Genomic DNA, 14982 nt, shown 5'->3' on the forward strand with positions numbered 1-14982 from the left:
TTGGCAATTAACGCACAAGAAATCAGCGCTTTAATTAAGCAACAAATTGAAAATTTCAAACCCAATTTTGATGTGACTGAAACAGGTGTTGTAACCTATATCGGGGATGGTATCGCGCGTGCTCACGGCCTTGAAAATGCCATGAGTGGAGAGTTGTTGATTTTTGAAAACGGCTCTTATGGTATGGCTCAAAACTTGGAGTCAACAGATGTTGGTATTATCATCCTGGGTGACTTTACAGATATCCGTGAAGGCGATACAATCCGCCGTACAGGTAAAATCATGGAAGTCCCAGTAGGTGAAAGTCTGATTGGTCGTGTTGTGGACCCACTTGGTCGTCCAGTTGACGGTCTTGGAGAAATCCACACTGATAAAACTCGTCCAGTAGAAGCACCAGCTCCTGGTGTTATGCAACGTAAATCTGTATCAGAACCATTGCAAACTGGTTTGAAAGCTATCGACGCCCTTGTACCGATTGGTCGTGGCCAACGTGAGTTGATTATCGGTGACCGTCAGACAGGGAAAACAACCATTGCGATTGATACAATCTTGAACCAAAAAGGTCAAGATATGATCTGTATCTATGTTGCGATTGGACAAAAAGAATCAACAGTTCGTACACAAGTAGAAACACTACGTCAGTACGGTGCCTTGGACTACACAATCGTTGTGACAGCCTCTGCTTCACAACCATCTCCATTGCTCTTCCTAGCTCCTTATGCTGGGGTTGCCATGGCGGAAGAATTTATGTATCAAGGTAAGCATGTTTTGATCGTTTATGATGATCTTTCAAAACAAGCGGTAGCTTATCGTGAACTGTCTCTCTTGCTTCGTCGTCCTCCAGGTCGTGAAGCTTTCCCAGGGGATGTTTTCTACCTTCACAGCCGTTTGCTTGAGCGCTCAGCTAAAGTTTCTGATGAACTTGGTGGTGGATCTATTACAGCCCTACCGTTTATCGAGACACAAGCAGGAGATATCTCTGCCTATATCGCAACCAACGTGATTTCAATCACTGATGGACAAATCTTCCTTGGTGATGGTCTCTTCAATGCTGGTATTCGTCCAGCCATCGATGCGGGTTCATCTGTATCTCGTGTAGGTGGTTCTGCACAAATCAAAGCCATGAAGAAGGTTGCTGGTACACTTCGTATTGACCTTGCTTCATATCGTGAGTTGGAAGCCTTCACTAAATTTGGTTCTGACTTAGATGCGGCAACACAGGCTAAATTGAACCGTGGACGTCGTACCGTTGAGGTCTTGAAACAACCTGTTCACAAACCATTACCTGTTGAGAAACAAGTAACCATTCTCTATGCTTTGACACATGGTTTCTTGGATACTGTTCCAGTAGATGATATTGTTCGTTTCGAGGAAGAGTTCCATGCCTTCTTTGACGCTCAACATCCAGAGATTTTGGAAACCATTCGTAATACAAAAGACTTGCCAGAAGAAGCAGTCTTGGATTCTGCGATTACAGAGTTTCTCAATCAAACCAGCTTCCAATAAGAATAGAGGTGTCAGATGGCAGTATCTCTAAATGATATTAAAACAAAAATCGCCTCAACAAAAAATACGAGTCAAATCACTAATGCCATGCAAATGGTATCGGCTGCTAAGCTAGGTCGCTCTGAAGAAGCTGCTCGCAACTTCCAAGTTTACGCTCAGAAAGTTCGCAAGCTCTTAACAGATATCCTCCATGGTAATGGATCTGGTGGCTCAACCAATCCGATGTTGATTAGCCGTCCTGTGAAGAAGACAGGCTATATAGTTATCACTTCAGATCGCGGTTTGGTTGGAGGTTATAATTCTTCTATTTTGAAAGCCGTTATGGAGTTGAAAGAAGAATACCATCCAGATGGTAAAGGTTTTGAAATGATCTGTATCGGTGGAATGGGAGCTGATTTCTTTAAGGCTCGTGGTATTCAACCACTTTATGAACTACGTGGCTTGGCGGATCAACCTAGCTTTGATGAAGTTCGCAAGATTATTTCAAAAACAGTTGAAATGTACCAAAATGAACTTTTTGATGAACTTTATGTCTGCTACAACCACCATGTCAATACGCTAACCAGTCAAATGCGTGTGGAACAAATGCTTCCGATTGTTGACTTGGATCCCAATGAAGCGGATGAAGAGTACAGCTTGACTTTTGAATTGGAAACCAGCCGAGAAGAAATTTTGGAGCAGTTGTTGCCTCAGTTTGCAGAAAGTATGATTTACGGGGCTATTATCGATGCCAAGACAGCTGAAAATGCTGCAGGTATGACAGCTATGCAAACAGCGACTGATAATGCTAAGAAAGTCATTAATGATTTGACAATTCAGTATAACCGTGCCAGACAGGCGGCGATTACACAAGAAATTACAGAAATCGTAGCAGGAGCTAGTGCCTTAGAATAAGCTCTAGTCCAGCTCGTATGAAAATGAACTTATACTTAATGAAAATCAAAGAGCAAACTAGGAAGCTAGCCGCAGGCTGCTCAAAACACTGTTTTGAGGTTGCAGATAGAGCTGATGTGGTTTGAAGAGATTTTCGAAGAGTATTAGGACCTAGTTGAGCTAGGAACCGACAGTATCTTATATAGAATAGGAGAAGGAGATGAGTTCAGGTAAAATTGCTCAGGTTATCGGTCCCGTTGTAGACGTCTTGTTTGCAGCAGGGGAAAAACTTCCTGAGATTAACAATGCACTTGTCGTCTACAAAAATGACGAAAGAAAAACAAAAATCGTCCTTGAAGTAGCCTTAGAGTTGGGAGATGGTATGGTTCGTACTATCGCCATGGAATCAACAGATGGTTTGACTCGTGGAATGGAAGTATTGGACACAGGTCGTCCAATCTCTGTACCAGTAGGTAAAGAAACTTTGGGACGTGTCTTCAATGTTTTGGGAGATACCATTGACTTGGAAGCTCCTTTTACAGAAGACGCAGAGCGTCAGCCGATTCATAAAAAAGCTCCAACTTTTGATGAATTGTCTACCTCTTCTGAAATCCTTGAAACAGGGATTAAGGTTATCGACCTTCTTGCCCCTTACCTAAAAGGTGGTAAGGTTGGACTTTTCGGTGGTGCCGGGGTTGGTAAAACCGTCTTAATCCAAGAATTGATTCACAACATTGCCCAAGAACACGGTGGTATTTCAGTATTTACCGGTGTTGGGGAACGTACTCGTGAGGGGAATGACCTTTACTGGGAAATGAAAGAATCAGGCGTTATCGAGAAAACAGCCATGGTATTTGGTCAGATGAATGAGCCACCAGGAGCACGTATGCGTGTTGCCCTTACTGGTTTGACAATCGCTGAATACTTCCGTGATGTGGAAGGCCAAGACGTGCTTCTCTTTATCGATAATATCTTCCGTTTCACTCAGGCTGGTTCTGAAGTATCTGCCCTTTTGGGTCGTATGCCATCAGCCGTTGGTTATCAACCAACACTTGCCACAGAAATGGGGCAATTGCAAGAACGTATTACATCAACTAAGAAGGGGTCTGTAACCTCTATCCAGGCTATCTATGTGCCAGCGGATGACTATACTGACCCAGCGCCAGCAACAGCCTTCGCTCACTTGGATTCAACAACCAACTTGGAACGTAAGTTGGTACAATTGGGTATCTACCCAGCCGTTGACCCACTTGCTTCAAGCTCACGTGCCTTGGCACCTGAAATAGTTGGAGAAGAGCACTATGCAGTTGCTGCTGAAGTAAAACGAGTTCTTCAACGTTACCATGAATTGCAAGATATCATTGCTATTCTTGGTATGGATGAACTTTCTGATGAAGAAAAGACCTTGGTTGCTCGTGCCCGTCGTATCCAGTTCTTCTTGTCACAAAACTTCAACGTTGCGGAACAATTTACTGGTCAGCCAGGTTCTTATGTCCCAGTTGCTGAAACTGTACGTGGCTTTAAGGAAATCCTTGATGGTAAACATGACCAGTTACCAGAAGATGCCTTCCGTGGTGTAGGTTCTATCGAAGATGTGATTGCAAAAGCTGAAAAAATGGGATTTTAAGAGGTGATCTATGGCTCAGTTAACTGTCCAGATCGTGACACCAGATGGTCTCGTCTATGATCACCATGCCAGCTATGTATCAGTTCGAACTCTGGATGGTGAGATGGGGATCTTGCCACGACATGAAAATATGATTGCGGTTTTAGCAGTTGATGAAGTAAAGGTAAAACGTATTGATGATGAAGATCACGTGAACTGGATTGCAGTAAACGGAGGTGTTATTGAAATTGCCAATAATACCATCACAATCGTTGCGGATTCTGCAGAACGTGCTCGTGATATCGATGTTAGCCGTGCAGAACGTGCTAAGCTTCGTGCGGAGTGCGAAATTGAAGAAGCTCACGAAAAACACTTGATTGATCAAGAGCGTCGTGCTAAGATTGCTTTGCAACGTGCTATTAATCGTATCAATGTCGGAAAAAGACTATAAGAAAAAATGAACTTGAGTTACCAAGTTCATTTTTTATGTTTTTTTAAGGAGCAAAACTGATGCAGACTGCTTCTGGCACATGGAAGTCGTTGGAAAGTTCTGCTAGACGACCAGTTTCAGGATTGCGTTTAAAGACGGTTGCATTGTCAGAGTCTTGATGGATAGCAATGACAAATTCTTGATCTGGTGTCAAATCAAAATCACGTGGAGTCTGACCATGAGTCGGAACGATTTCTAACAACTCTAAGCTACCGTCTGCAAGAATTGTATATACTGCTATAGAATCATGACCACGGTTAGAAGCGTAGAGGTATTTACCATCTTTAGAGAGACGAATAGCAGCAGTTCCATTAAAACCTTCGTAACCTTCTGGTAGAGTTGAAATAACTTGCATGCGTTCAAATTCGCCAACACCATCGTAGATTAAAACTTCGATAGTGCTATTGAGTTCACAAATCAGATAAGCAATTTTATAGTGGTTATGGAAAATAATATGGCGTGAGCCTGCTCCTGGCTGGCTATGATAGGTATAGAGCTTAGATAATTTTCCTTCTGAATCAAGATCATAAGTAATTACTTGGTCAGTACCCAAGTCGCAGGTCACTAGATAGTGGTCAGGTGTTAAATCTGTATAGTGAACATGTGGAGAAGCTTGATTTTCATGTGGACCTTGGCCACTGTGTTGATCCACATCGCTAAGTAGAAGACTGCCATCTTCCTTGCGTTTATAAACAAGTACCTGTCCCTTGTGGTAGTTTGCCGCGTACACCAAATCACGCTTTTCATCAACGGCAACGTAACAGTGGGGAGCTCCTTCTTCCACGACATGATTTAATAAGGTTCCATCAGTTTGATAGGCTGCAATTCCCCCCTTATCATCTTGACTACCAACAGTGTATAAATGTTGGTGCTGGTCAAAGGCAAGGTAGGTTGGACTTGGTTCAGCTGCAAAAAGTTCTAGATTTGAAAGCTGCCCAGTTTCTGTATCAAAGTCTGCCTTGTAAATCCCTTGGGAAGTTCGACGTGTGTAAGTTCCAAAATAAACAGTTTCTTTCATGACTATACCTCTTTATAAAGATAATACTATTATATCACAAAATAGATTCACAATATGATATGCGGTACAATTCAATGGTATGTAAGCACTTTAAAAAAGAGTTATTTTGATCTAAAAATGGTATAATGAAAGAATGACAGAAAGGAATTATTTATGGAACAAAAAGAGAAACATTTTAGCCTATCTTGGTTTTTTAAGTGGTTTTTGGATAACAAGGCAATAACTGTATTTTTGGTAACCTTATTATTGGGATTGAATCTTTTTATTTTAAGCAAGATTAGTTTTTTATTTTCACCTGTTTTAGACTTTTTGGCAGTTGTAATGTTGCCAGTCATCCTATCTGGTTTGCTATATTATTTATTAAATCCTATTGTTGATTGGATGGAGAAACACAAAATCAATCGTGTTATCGCAATCAGTATTGTCTTTGTTATCATCGCTATCTTTATAGTTTGGGGATTGGCAGTAGCCATTCCAAATCTGCAACGTCAAGTTTTAACCTTTGCAAGGAATGTTCCAGTCTACCTAGAAGATGCTGATCGAGTTATTAATGATTTGGTAACCAAGCGTTTGCCAGATGATTTCAGACCTCAATTAGAACAAGTTTTGACCAATTTTTCTAGCCAGGCTACAGTTTGGGCAAGTAAAGTTTCTTCACAAGCAGTCAACTGGGTGAGCGCCTTTATTAGCGGAGCTTCTCAAGTGATTGTTGCCTTGATTATCGTTCCTTTCATGCTCTTTTATCTCTTACGTGATGGGAAAGGCTTGCGAAACTATTTGACTCAATTCATGCCGACGAAATTGAAGGAACCTGTAGGACAGGTTTTGTCAGATGTGAATCAACAGTTGTCCAACTATGTTAGAGGACAAGTGACAGTGGCTATTATTGTAGCAGTAATGTTTATCATCTTCTTCAAGATTATAGGTCTCCGTTATGCGGTTACGCTAGGTGTTACTGCTGGTATTTTAAATCTGGTTCCTTATCTTGGTAGTTTCCTAGCCATGCTTCCTGCCCTAGTATTGGGCTTGATTGCTGGTCCAGTCATGCTGTTGAAAGTAGTGATTGTCTTTATCGTAGAACAAACTATTGAAGGCCGTTTTGTCTCTCCATTGATTTTGGGAAGTCAATTAAACATCCATCCCATTAATGTTCTCTTTGTTTTGTTGACTTCAGGATCCATGTTTGGTATCTGGGGAGTCTTGCTCGGTATTCCAGTTTATGCCTCTGCTAAAGTTGTCATTTCAGCGATTTTCGAATGGTACAAGGTAGTCAGTGGTCTATATGAACTAGAGGGAGAGGAAGTCAAGAGTGAACAATAGTCAACAGATGTTACAGGCTTTGGAAGAGCAAGATTTAACCAAGGCAGAGCACTATTTCGTCAAAGCTTTAGAAAGTGATCCAAGTGACCTTCTGTATGAGTTAGCTACTTATCTTGAAGGGATTGGTTTTTATCCTCAGGCCAAGGAAATTTATCTGAAAATCGTAGAGGACTTTCCAGAGGTTCATCTTAATCTAGCAGCTATTGCTAGCGAAGATGGTCAAATCGAAGAAGCCTTTACCTATCTAGAGGAAATCCAAGCTGACAGTGACTGGTATGTTTCGGCTTTGGCACTTAAGGCAGACCTTTACCAGATGGAAGGTTTGACAGATGTGGCGCGTGAGAAACTGCTGGAGGTTTTGACCTACTCAGAGGATCCTCTTTTGATATTGGGATTGGCAGAGTTGGATAGTGAGTTGGAAAATTACCAAGAAGCTATTCAAGGCTATGCCCAGTTAGATAATCGGTCGATTTATGAGCAAACAGGCATTTCTACCTATCAACGAATTGGCTTTGCCTATGCCCAGTTAGGGAAATTTGAAACGGCCACAGAGTTTTTAGAAAAAGCCCTGGAGTTAGAATACGATGACCTAACAGCTTTTGAGTTAGCCAGTCTTTACTTTGATAGAGAAGAATACCAAAAAGCTGTCCTCTACTTTAAGCAGCTTGATACCATTTCTCCTGACTTTGAAGGTTATGAGTATGGGTATAGTCAGGCCTTACATAAGGAACATCAAGTTCAAGGAGCCCTGCATATCGCTAAGCAAGGCCTAGAGAAAAATCCCTTTGAAACTCGCCTCTTACTAGCTGCTTCACAATTCTCTTATGAACTGCATGATGCTAGTGGTGCAGAAAATTATCTCCTTACTGCAAAAGCAGATGCTGAGGATACGGAAGAAATCTTACTCCGTCTAGCTACTATTTATCTGGAGCAGGAGCGCTATGAGGATATTTTAGACTTACAAAGTGAGGAGCCAGAAAATCTTTTGACCAAGTGGATGATTGCTCGTTCCTATCAAGAAATGGACGATTTGGATACTGCCTACGAGCTTTACCAAGAGTTAGCAGGAGATTTGAAGGACAATCCCGAATTTCTAGAACACTATATCTATCTCTTGCGTGAATTGGGCTACTTTGAAGAAGCAAAAGTCAATGCTCAAGCTTACTTAAAACTAGTTCCAGATGATGTACAAATGCAAGAATTGTATGAGAGATTGCAGGAATAAAATGTTTTAAAACTATGTCTTATCATTTTTGATAGATATAGTTTTTATTTTTGTTAACGTTGTAATTTTCTTGTAAAAATAGTTGTAATTTAGTTTATGTATGCTATAATAGGAACAATTATTTTTAGGAGGTGCAGTATGTCTTATTTGTTTGAGATATTACCGAGTTTATTGAGCGGTGCAAGCATGACTTTGCAGGTTTTTGCATTGGTCTTGATTTTTTCTATTCCCTTGGGCGTTTTGATTGCCTTTGCCTTGCAAGTCCATTGGAAGCCCCTCCATCATCTGATTAACATTTATATTTGGATTATGCGGGGGACACCCTTGCTCTTGCAATTAATCTTTATCTATTATGTGCTCCCGAGTATTGGGATTCGTTTGGATCGCCTTCCTGCGGTCATCATTGCCTTTGTTCTCAATTATGCAGCTTACTTTGCTGAAATCTTCCGTGGGGGGATTGATACTATCCCTAAAGGTCAATATGAGGCTGCTAAGGTCTTGAAGTTCAGTCCTTTTGCCACAGTACGCTATATTATCTTGCCCCAAGTGACCAAGATTGTTCTTCCTAGCGTATTTAACGAAGTCATGAGTTTGGTCAAGGATACTTCTCTGGTCTATGCTCTAGGCATTTCAGACCTTATCTTGGCTAGTCGAACAGCTGCCAACCGTGATGCTAGTCTGGTTCCTATGTTCTTGGCAGGAGCCATTTACTTGATTTTGATTGGGATTGTGACCATTCTTGCCAAAAAAGTTGAGAAGAAGTACAGTTACTATAGATAGGAGGCTGCCATGTTAGAATTACGAAATATCAATAAAGGCTTTGGTGAAAAGCAAATTTTGTCCAATTTCAGTCTAAAAATTCCTGAAAAGCAAATCCTAGCTATCGTTGGGCCTTCTGGTGGAGGTAAGACAACCCTCTTGCGCATGCTTGCAGGTCTTGAAACTATTGACTCAGGGCAAATCTTTTATAATGGAGAACCTTTAGAACTGGATGAATTGGAGAAGCGGAATCTACTGGGATTTGTATTCCAAGATTTTCAACTTTTCCCTCATTTATCAGTTCTAGATAATTTGACCTTATCGCCCGTAAAAACGATGGGAATAAAGCAGCATGAGGCTGAGAATAAGGCGCGAGGGCTCCTGGAACAGTTGGGACTGGCAGGGCACGCAGATGCCTATCCTTTCTCACTATCTGGTGGGCAAAAGCAAAGAGTGGCCTTGGCGCGTGCTATGATGATTGATCCAGAAATCATTGGTTACGATGAACCAACTTCTGCTCTGGATCCAGAATTGCGGTTGGAAGTGGAAAAACTGATCTTGCAAAATAGAGAATTAGGGATGACGCAGATTGTGGTTACCCACGATTTACAGTTTGCTGAAAACATCGCAGATCAGATTCTAAAGGTTGAGCCCAAGTAGGAGGTGCCGATGACTAATAAGAAAATTGCTTTAGTATTGGTTTCTCTCCTGACTCTTTTTTTAACAGCTTGTACTCAAAAGGCTAGTGATCCAAAGCAGGATAACTGGGATAAATATCAAGAGCAGGGGAGTATAACCATTGGTTTTGATAATACCTTTGTACCCATGGGTTTTGAAGAAAAGAATGGCCAATATACAGGCTTTGATATTGACTTAGCACAAGCTGTCTCTGAAAAATTAGGTTTTAAGGTTCAATTTCAACCAATCGACTGGGATATGAAGGAGACAGAACTGCAAAACGGAACCATAGATGCCATCTGGAATGGCTATTCTGCCACTGATGAACGCCGAGAGAAGGTTGCATTTAGCATTCCATATATGGAAAATCAGCAAGTTCTGGTTGCGAAGAAAAGCCAGCAAATTCATTCAGTAGAGGATATGAAGGATAAGACCTTGGGAGCTCAAGCCGGTTCCTCTGGTTATTTAGACTTTGAAGCCCAGCCAGATTTACTGAAAAATCGTGTCAAAGACCAGAAGGCCAATCAGTACCAGAGTTTTAATGAGGCCTTGATTGATTTGAAAAATGACCGAATTGATGCCTTGTTGATTGATCGAGTGTATGCTAATTACTATCTCCAGTCTGAGGGTATATTAAATGACTACAATGTCTTTTCAGCAGGATTTGAAAGTGAATCCTTTGCGGTCGGAGTTAGACCTGCAGACAAGAGATTACTACAAGCTTTAAACCAAGCCTTTGTTCAACTATACCAAGAAGGAAAATTCCAGGAAATCAGCCAAAAATGGTTTGGAGAAGATGTGGCAACGAAAGAAGTGAAAAGTAGAGATTGAGTGTTTCCTCAGTCTCTTTTTGCATCAAAAAACCTCTGGCAAGTACCAGAGGATAAGAATCTATTTCATTGTTGGGAAGAGCAATACGTCACGGATAGTGGTTGTGTCAGTGAGGAGCATGCAGAGACGGTCGATACCGATTCCCAAACCACCTGTTGGAGGCATACCATATTCAAGGGCCTCAATGTAGTCGTAGTCGATACCCGTCGCTTCATCGTCACCAAGTTCTTTGGCTTTAGCTTGGGCTTCGAAACGGCTAAGCTGATCGATTGGGTCGTTGAGCTCAGTAAAGGCATTACCGTACTCCTTAGTCATGATGAAGAGCTCGAAGCGGTCAGTAAAGCGATCATCTTCAGGATTTTTCTTAGCTAGTGGAGATACAGCTACTGGATGTCCATAGACAAAGGTTGGTTGGATCAAAGTTTCTTCAACAAACTCTTCAAAGAAGGCATTGATAATGTGGCCAACTTCAGTATAGTGTTTCTCAACTGGAACTTTCTTCTCAGCAGCGATAGCTTTGGCTTCCTCGAAAGTCATGTCTTGCCAGAAATCGACACCAGTAATTTCTTTGATAGCATCCACCATGTGAACACGTTTAAATGGTTCGTTAATCTTAATTTCAGTTCCTTGATAGTTGACCGGACCATCGCCTTTAACTGACTTAGCAGCATGTTGGATAATACCTTCCGTCAAGTCCATGATGTCTTGGAAGTCTGCATAAGCTTGGTACACTTCGATAGAAGTAAATTCAGGGTTATGAGTAGCATCCATTCCTTCGTTACGGAAGATACGGCCGATTTCATAGACGCGTTCCATACCACCGACGATAAGGCGTTTTAAGTGAAGCTCAGTCGCAATACGAAGCACCATGTCAATGTTTTGGGCATTGTGGTGGGTGATAAATGGGCGGGCAGCAGCACCACCGGCTTCATTATGAAGAACAGGTGTTTCCACTTCAAGGAAACCTTTTTGATCAAGGTAACGACGGATTTCAGAAATGATTTTTGAACGAGTGACAAAGCGCTCAAAGCTTTCACGGTTAGAAATCAAGTCAAGGTAACGTTTACGGTAAATTGTTTCAACGTCTGTCAAACCGTGGAATTTCTCTGGAAGTGGGCGAAGTGCCTTAGACAAGTGTGTAATGTGGGTTGCCTTGATAGAGAGTTCTCCCATATCTGTACGCATGACTTCGCCTTCGACACCAAGGAAGTCACCAAGGTCTGCTTTTTTGAAGATTTCGTAATTTTCTTCACCGACAGCATCCTTACGAACGTAGATCTGGATTTGACCTTCGCGGTCTTGAAGGTGGGCAAAACCTACTTTACCTTTACCACGTTTGGTTACCAATCGTCCTGCGATAGTAGCTGTTTCGTTTTTATCATGTAATTGTTCTTTATCGAGGTCAGCAAATTTATCTTTTAATTCTTGTGAATTTGCAGTGCGTTCAAAGCGTTTTCCGAAAGGATCAATTCCTTGTTCACGGAGCGCAGCCATTTTTTCACGGCGAACGATCTGCTGGTCATTTAGTTCTTCCATATGTTCTGTTGACATGGGATCCTCCTAGTTTTACTCAAAATTGAATACGATGAGTCATTTTTTGCGATACTCCCATTTTATCATAAATAAGCAAGAAATTCACGGATAATCTTTCAAAACTAAAAAGAACTTGACGCTAAAATCAAGTTCTGTTATTGATAGGAAGTATCATTCCAAGTATCGAGAGTAAATGTTTCAAAATCATGGGTTTCTAGAATGGTCAGGCTGGCATTTGCTAAACCGCCATCTTTACGAAGAAGTGGCTCTTTATAACCGAGAAGAGTACGAAGACTGGCAGTAAGATTGGCGCCGTGACCGACAATTAGAATACGCTCAGCTGGACTATCTTTTAATGATTTGATAAATTGGATGGTACGTTGAGTGGTATTATAGAGGGATTCAGCGCCAAACATTTGAGTGTCAAATTGAGCAAGATTAGATCGGAAAGCTTTGATTTGTTGCGGGTAAATAGCTTCCAAGGTTGCAATTTTCAAACCTTCCAACTTTCCCAGCTGCCATTCACGGAGGTTAGGAACGCTTTCTAAAGGACAGGGAGTCTGGAGTTGACTTTGAATAATCTCAGCAGATTTGACCGCTCGAGATAAATCACTTGAATAAATCTGATCAAAAGGAATTTCCTTGAGATACTGGCCAAGTTGTTTTAGGGTTTCAATGGATTCAGGAAGAAGGGGAGAATCTCCACTGGCACCTTGAAAGCGACCTTCTTGGTTCCAGACTGTACGACCGTGGCGGACAAAGTAGAGTTTCATTACTTGCTGTCCTCCAAGATATCTACAAAGTCAGCCTTTACAAAACTAGCCAAGTCTTGTGGTACGACGATAATGCTGTGACCAACTTCGCCTGCAGAGACAATCATTTGATCCAAGTCTAGAGCGATCTTATCGATAAAAATGGGATAATTGTGTTTCTGACGAATTCCGACGGGATTATTGGCTCCATGAATATAACCTGTTGTTTTTTCCAAGTCCTTTTGTGGAATCATGCTCACTTTTTTATTGCCTGAAATTTTGGATAGTTTCTTTTCCGACAAGTGTTGAGTGATAGGGACAATTCCGATAATCGGTCCTGTTTTATCTCCCAAAAGAGCCAAGGTTTTGAAAATCTGATCTCGTTCATAACCTTGAGGAAGCTCTCCTTCCAGGGCATTGATTTGAATACCCTGATGTGGGATACCTGCTTTAGACAGGATTTGTTCCACCAATGTTTTTTTGATTTTAACTTTTTTTGCCATTATTTATACTTATCCTCCAATTGGCTCATCCAAATACCAAGCCAAATTCCCAGCGCAAAGAAGAAGGCGATGATGACATATCCAACAAGAGAAAGGCCAGTGTATTGGATACTTTCAGCGTTTCCTGCATTTGGAATCAAGATCAAAAGGGTACTTGATAGGACGATACCGATGATGAAATGATAGACGCGTGAGTGGTAGTTGTTTAAGGCATAATCCATCAATTTTGAAAAAATGATGAGAGTTGCACCTGCACCAATTCCAATCGGGAAGAAGGTTCCCAAGAGGTCAAAGGTTTTAAAACCAGTCAACATAGGAGCATAGAGTCCCAAAATCAAAAGTAGATTTGATGGACTAAGGCCAGGAACTAATACACCAAGAGCCAGCAGTGCACCAGCTAGGACGAAATTAAGAAAGCTGGCACTTAAGGTTCCAACAACAAAATTTAAGGCATAGAGTCCTAATCCAGAAATGATAAATGTGGTCCAGAACCAAGCTAAATCAATCTTGTCTCGGTCAGATTCTCGAGTTGATTCCTTGAGGAGGCTAGGAACTGTACCAATGATGGCGCCCGCAAAGCTCCATAAGACAAAGACCTGATAATTTTCAAGCAGGTATTCAATCGGGTAGGAAAATAAGCCGATCCCCAGAAGCATGCCGATGGCAACTGGAATAAAATACAAAACATTTTCTTTAAAGTCCTTAAAGGGATGGGCCAGAAATCCAATCATCCGTTCATAAATTCCTAGGATTGCTGCTAGAACCCCTCCGGAAATCCCTGGTAGAATAAATCCAAGAGCAATGACAATCCCTTTAATAATACGTGCTAACCATGAAAACATAATAAAATCCTCAATTTCATAATTTACTTTTTCTATTCCTACAATTATAACATAGACGAGAGAAAAATGAAAAAACAAGTGAAAAAATTGAAATTCACTTGTTTCATGGTCTTAAAAATAGTTTCCTGAAGATTTCTTCTTTTTCTTTTTCAGATGAAATAAGATTGATATCTAAGTTATGATCAAATCCTGAAATTTTTCCTTTAGAAGTGTATTGATGTAAATCGTAGTCTAAATCAGTCTTTGGTTTACTTTCAAAGTAGCCAGAGTCTGAACCGTAAGAAGGTATCCATATAGCAGAGAATTTTTCAGTATTGATACTGTGCTCTTGCATGAAGTATACTCCAATATAGATTCCAATATTCTTAGCTCCAAGTGATGCTAATTTAGCACGGAAAAACTCAACACCTTCATTCATATCAGACATTGTTTTTTCTTCAACATCAAGCCAATAGTAGCTAGGGTTATATGGAGAAGCAGCATTGTAAAATACTTCAGCAGCTTTTTCCATTTCTTCTTTTGTTTTACCTGCGATATAGGCATAAACTCCAACAGGGACATTTCGTTTTTGAAATTCAGAAATGTGATTTTTATAAGCTTTATCGACACCATTTACAAAGGCTGCGTCATTTTTTTCTGAGTGTGGAGCACCACTATGTACTCGTACAATTGCGCCAGAGATATTTTGAGATAGGGTATCGTAATTAATTTCCTCAGGACGTTGCCAACCAGATACATCAATAATTGGTTTGTCAAGGTTATGTAGTGCCTGGGATTCAACTTGAACCGCATTTGGTTTAGTCTTGACTGGATGATCTTCATAAGTTGGTCTATTAAGGATTAAAATAGCTATAAAAATGGTAAATAAACTAAAAATAATAGCTGGATGAATCTTTTTTCTCATATCCTAATTAGTTTAACGTAAATAATCAAAAAAATCAAAAGAAACACTATGAAATAAAGCGATTTTTCACTATTTTCTTTTCCTTTACTCCTAAAAGGGTAAATTATGGTATAATAAAAGGGAATTTCTAGAGAAAAGAGAA

The 14982-nt window shown here is 40.7% G+C and carries 15 protein-coding genes; 9 read left to right on the forward strand and 6 right to left on the reverse strand.

Annotated elements, in window-relative coordinates; all coding sequences use genetic code 11:
- The 4 genes from atpA to MK482_RS05615 all read left to right on the forward strand — a co-directional run bounded on the left by atpA (window position 1) and on the right by MK482_RS05615 (window position 4436).
- On the forward strand, window positions 1-1506 hold the full coding sequence (atpA, locus tag MK482_RS05600; RefSeq protein WP_261086920.1) for a F0F1 ATP synthase subunit alpha: 1506 nt from the start codon (window positions 1-3) through the stop codon (window positions 1504-1506).
- Between the two features lie 15 nt (window positions 1507-1521).
- Window positions 1522-2400, forward strand: coding sequence for a F0F1 ATP synthase subunit gamma (locus MK482_RS05605; protein ID WP_261086922.1), 879 nt, complete (start codon window positions 1522-1524; stop codon window positions 2398-2400).
- Window positions 2401-2599: 199 nt separating this feature from the next.
- Entirely contained in the window at window positions 2600-4006 is a 1407-nt protein-coding gene (gene atpD, locus MK482_RS05610; RefSeq protein ID WP_000094358.1) for a F0F1 ATP synthase subunit beta, read from the forward strand.
- Between the two features lie 10 nt (window positions 4007-4016).
- Window positions 4017-4436: a F0F1 ATP synthase subunit epsilon gene (locus tag MK482_RS05615; protein ID WP_136936834.1), complete on the forward strand. Its 420-nt coding sequence runs from the start codon at window positions 4017-4019 to the stop codon at window positions 4434-4436.
- A 43-nt stretch (window positions 4437-4479) separates the two neighbouring features.
- On the opposite strand, the gene MK482_RS05620 is transcribed toward MK482_RS05615, so the two are convergent.
- Window positions 4480-5493 carry a lactonase family protein gene (locus MK482_RS05620; protein ID WP_261086923.1) on the reverse strand — a complete coding sequence of 338 codons (1014 nt, stop codon included), beginning with the start codon at window positions 5491-5493 and terminating at the stop codon, window positions 4480-4482.
- Window positions 5494-5646: 153 nt separating this feature from the next.
- Here MK482_RS05620 and MK482_RS05625 point away from each other — a divergent pair, with 153 nt between their 5' ends.
- The 5 genes from MK482_RS05625 to MK482_RS05645 all read left to right on the forward strand — a co-directional run bounded on the left by MK482_RS05625 (window position 5647) and on the right by MK482_RS05645 (window position 10306).
- On the forward strand, window positions 5647-6813 hold the full coding sequence (locus tag MK482_RS05625) for an AI-2E family transporter (protein ID WP_261086924.1): 1167 nt from the start codon (window positions 5647-5649) through the stop codon (window positions 6811-6813).
- Complete coding sequence (locus tag MK482_RS05630) at window positions 6803-8038, forward strand: tetratricopeptide repeat protein (RefSeq protein WP_268718204.1); 1236 nt, start codon at window positions 6803-6805, stop codon at window positions 8036-8038. The genes MK482_RS05625 and MK482_RS05630 overlap by 11 nt, the downstream gene beginning before the upstream one ends.
- A 138-nt stretch (window positions 8039-8176) precedes the next feature.
- On the forward strand, window positions 8177-8818 hold the full coding sequence (locus MK482_RS05635; protein WP_268718205.1) for an amino acid ABC transporter permease: 642 nt from the start codon (window positions 8177-8179) through the stop codon (window positions 8816-8818).
- 9 nt (window positions 8819-8827) lie between these two features.
- Window positions 8828-9457 (forward strand): amino acid ABC transporter ATP-binding protein, encoded by a 630-nt coding sequence (locus tag MK482_RS05640; protein ID WP_268718206.1) that lies wholly within the window; start codon window positions 8828-8830, stop codon window positions 9455-9457.
- A 9-nt stretch (window positions 9458-9466) separates the two neighbouring features.
- Window positions 9467-10306 carry an amino acid ABC transporter substrate-binding protein gene (locus MK482_RS05645; protein ID WP_268718207.1) on the forward strand — a complete coding sequence of 280 codons (840 nt, stop codon included), beginning with the start codon at window positions 9467-9469 and terminating at the stop codon, window positions 10304-10306.
- Window positions 10307-10366: 60 nt separating this feature from the next.
- On the opposite strand, the gene lysS is transcribed toward MK482_RS05645, so the two are convergent.
- From lysS to MK482_RS05670, 5 genes are all read right to left on the reverse strand, one after another.
- Window positions 10367-11857, reverse strand: coding sequence for a lysine--tRNA ligase (gene lysS / locus MK482_RS05650; RefSeq protein ID WP_268718208.1), 1491 nt, complete (start codon window positions 11855-11857; stop codon window positions 10367-10369).
- A 137-nt stretch (window positions 11858-11994) separates the two neighbouring features.
- Window positions 11995-12612 carry a histidine phosphatase family protein gene (locus tag MK482_RS05655; RefSeq protein WP_268718209.1) on the reverse strand — a complete coding sequence of 206 codons (618 nt, stop codon included), beginning with the start codon at window positions 12610-12612 and terminating at the stop codon, window positions 11995-11997.
- Entirely contained in the window at window positions 12612-13094 is a 483-nt protein-coding gene (locus MK482_RS05660; protein ID WP_268718210.1) for an aminoacyl-tRNA deacylase, read from the reverse strand. Before MK482_RS05660 ends, MK482_RS05655 begins: the two co-directional genes overlap by 1 nt.
- Entirely contained in the window at window positions 13094-14014 is a 921-nt protein-coding gene (locus MK482_RS05665; RefSeq protein ID WP_419151792.1) for a DUF368 domain-containing protein, read from the reverse strand. The genes MK482_RS05660 and MK482_RS05665 overlap by 1 nt, the downstream gene beginning before the upstream one ends.
- A gap of 25 nt (window positions 14015-14039) precedes the next feature.
- On the reverse strand, window positions 14040-14840 hold the full coding sequence (locus tag MK482_RS05670; RefSeq protein WP_268718211.1) for a glycoside hydrolase family 25 protein: 801 nt from the start codon (window positions 14838-14840) through the stop codon (window positions 14040-14042).
- Window positions 14841-14982: the final 142 nt, after the last annotated feature.

Origin of the sequence: Streptococcus mitis, from assembly GCF_026782865.1 — a bacterium.
Classification (GTDB): Bacteria; Bacillota; Bacilli; order Lactobacillales; family Streptococcaceae; genus Streptococcus; species Streptococcus mitis_CG.

Coding starts and splice junctions, on each gene's coding strand:
- atpD (WP_000094358.1), top strand. CDS start 2,600: ATGAGTTCAGGTAAAATTGCTCAGGTTATCGGTCCCGTTGTAGACGTC.
- MK482_RS05640 (WP_268718206.1), top strand. CDS start 8,828: ATGTTAGAATTACGAAATATCAATAAAGGCTTTGGTGAAAAGCAAATT.
- MK482_RS05605 (WP_261086922.1), top strand. CDS start 1,522: ATGGCAGTATCTCTAAATGATATTAAAACAAAAATCGCCTCAACAAAA.
- MK482_RS05620 (WP_261086923.1), bottom strand. CDS start 5,493: ATGAAAGAAACTGTTTATTTTGGAACTTACACACGTCGAACTTCCCAA.
- MK482_RS05655 (WP_268718209.1), bottom strand. CDS start 12,612: ATGAAACTCTACTTTGTCCGCCACGGTCGTACAGTCTGGAACCAAGAA.
- lysS (WP_268718208.1), bottom strand. CDS start 11,857: ATGTCAACAGAACATATGGAAGAACTAAATGACCAGCAGATCGTTCGC.
- MK482_RS05660 (WP_268718210.1), bottom strand. CDS start 13,094: ATGGCAAAAAAAGTTAAAATCAAAAAAACATTGGTGGAACAAATCCTG.
- MK482_RS05625 (WP_261086924.1), top strand. CDS start 5,647: ATGGAACAAAAAGAGAAACATTTTAGCCTATCTTGGTTTTTTAAGTGG.
- MK482_RS05645 (WP_268718207.1), top strand. CDS start 9,467: ATGACTAATAAGAAAATTGCTTTAGTATTGGTTTCTCTCCTGACTCTT.
- MK482_RS05635 (WP_268718205.1), top strand. CDS start 8,177: ATGTCTTATTTGTTTGAGATATTACCGAGTTTATTGAGCGGTGCAAGC.
- MK482_RS05670 (WP_268718211.1), bottom strand. CDS start 14,840: ATGAGAAAAAAGATTCATCCAGCTATTATTTTTAGTTTATTTACCATT.
- MK482_RS05615 (WP_136936834.1), top strand. CDS start 4,017: ATGGCTCAGTTAACTGTCCAGATCGTGACACCAGATGGTCTCGTCTAT.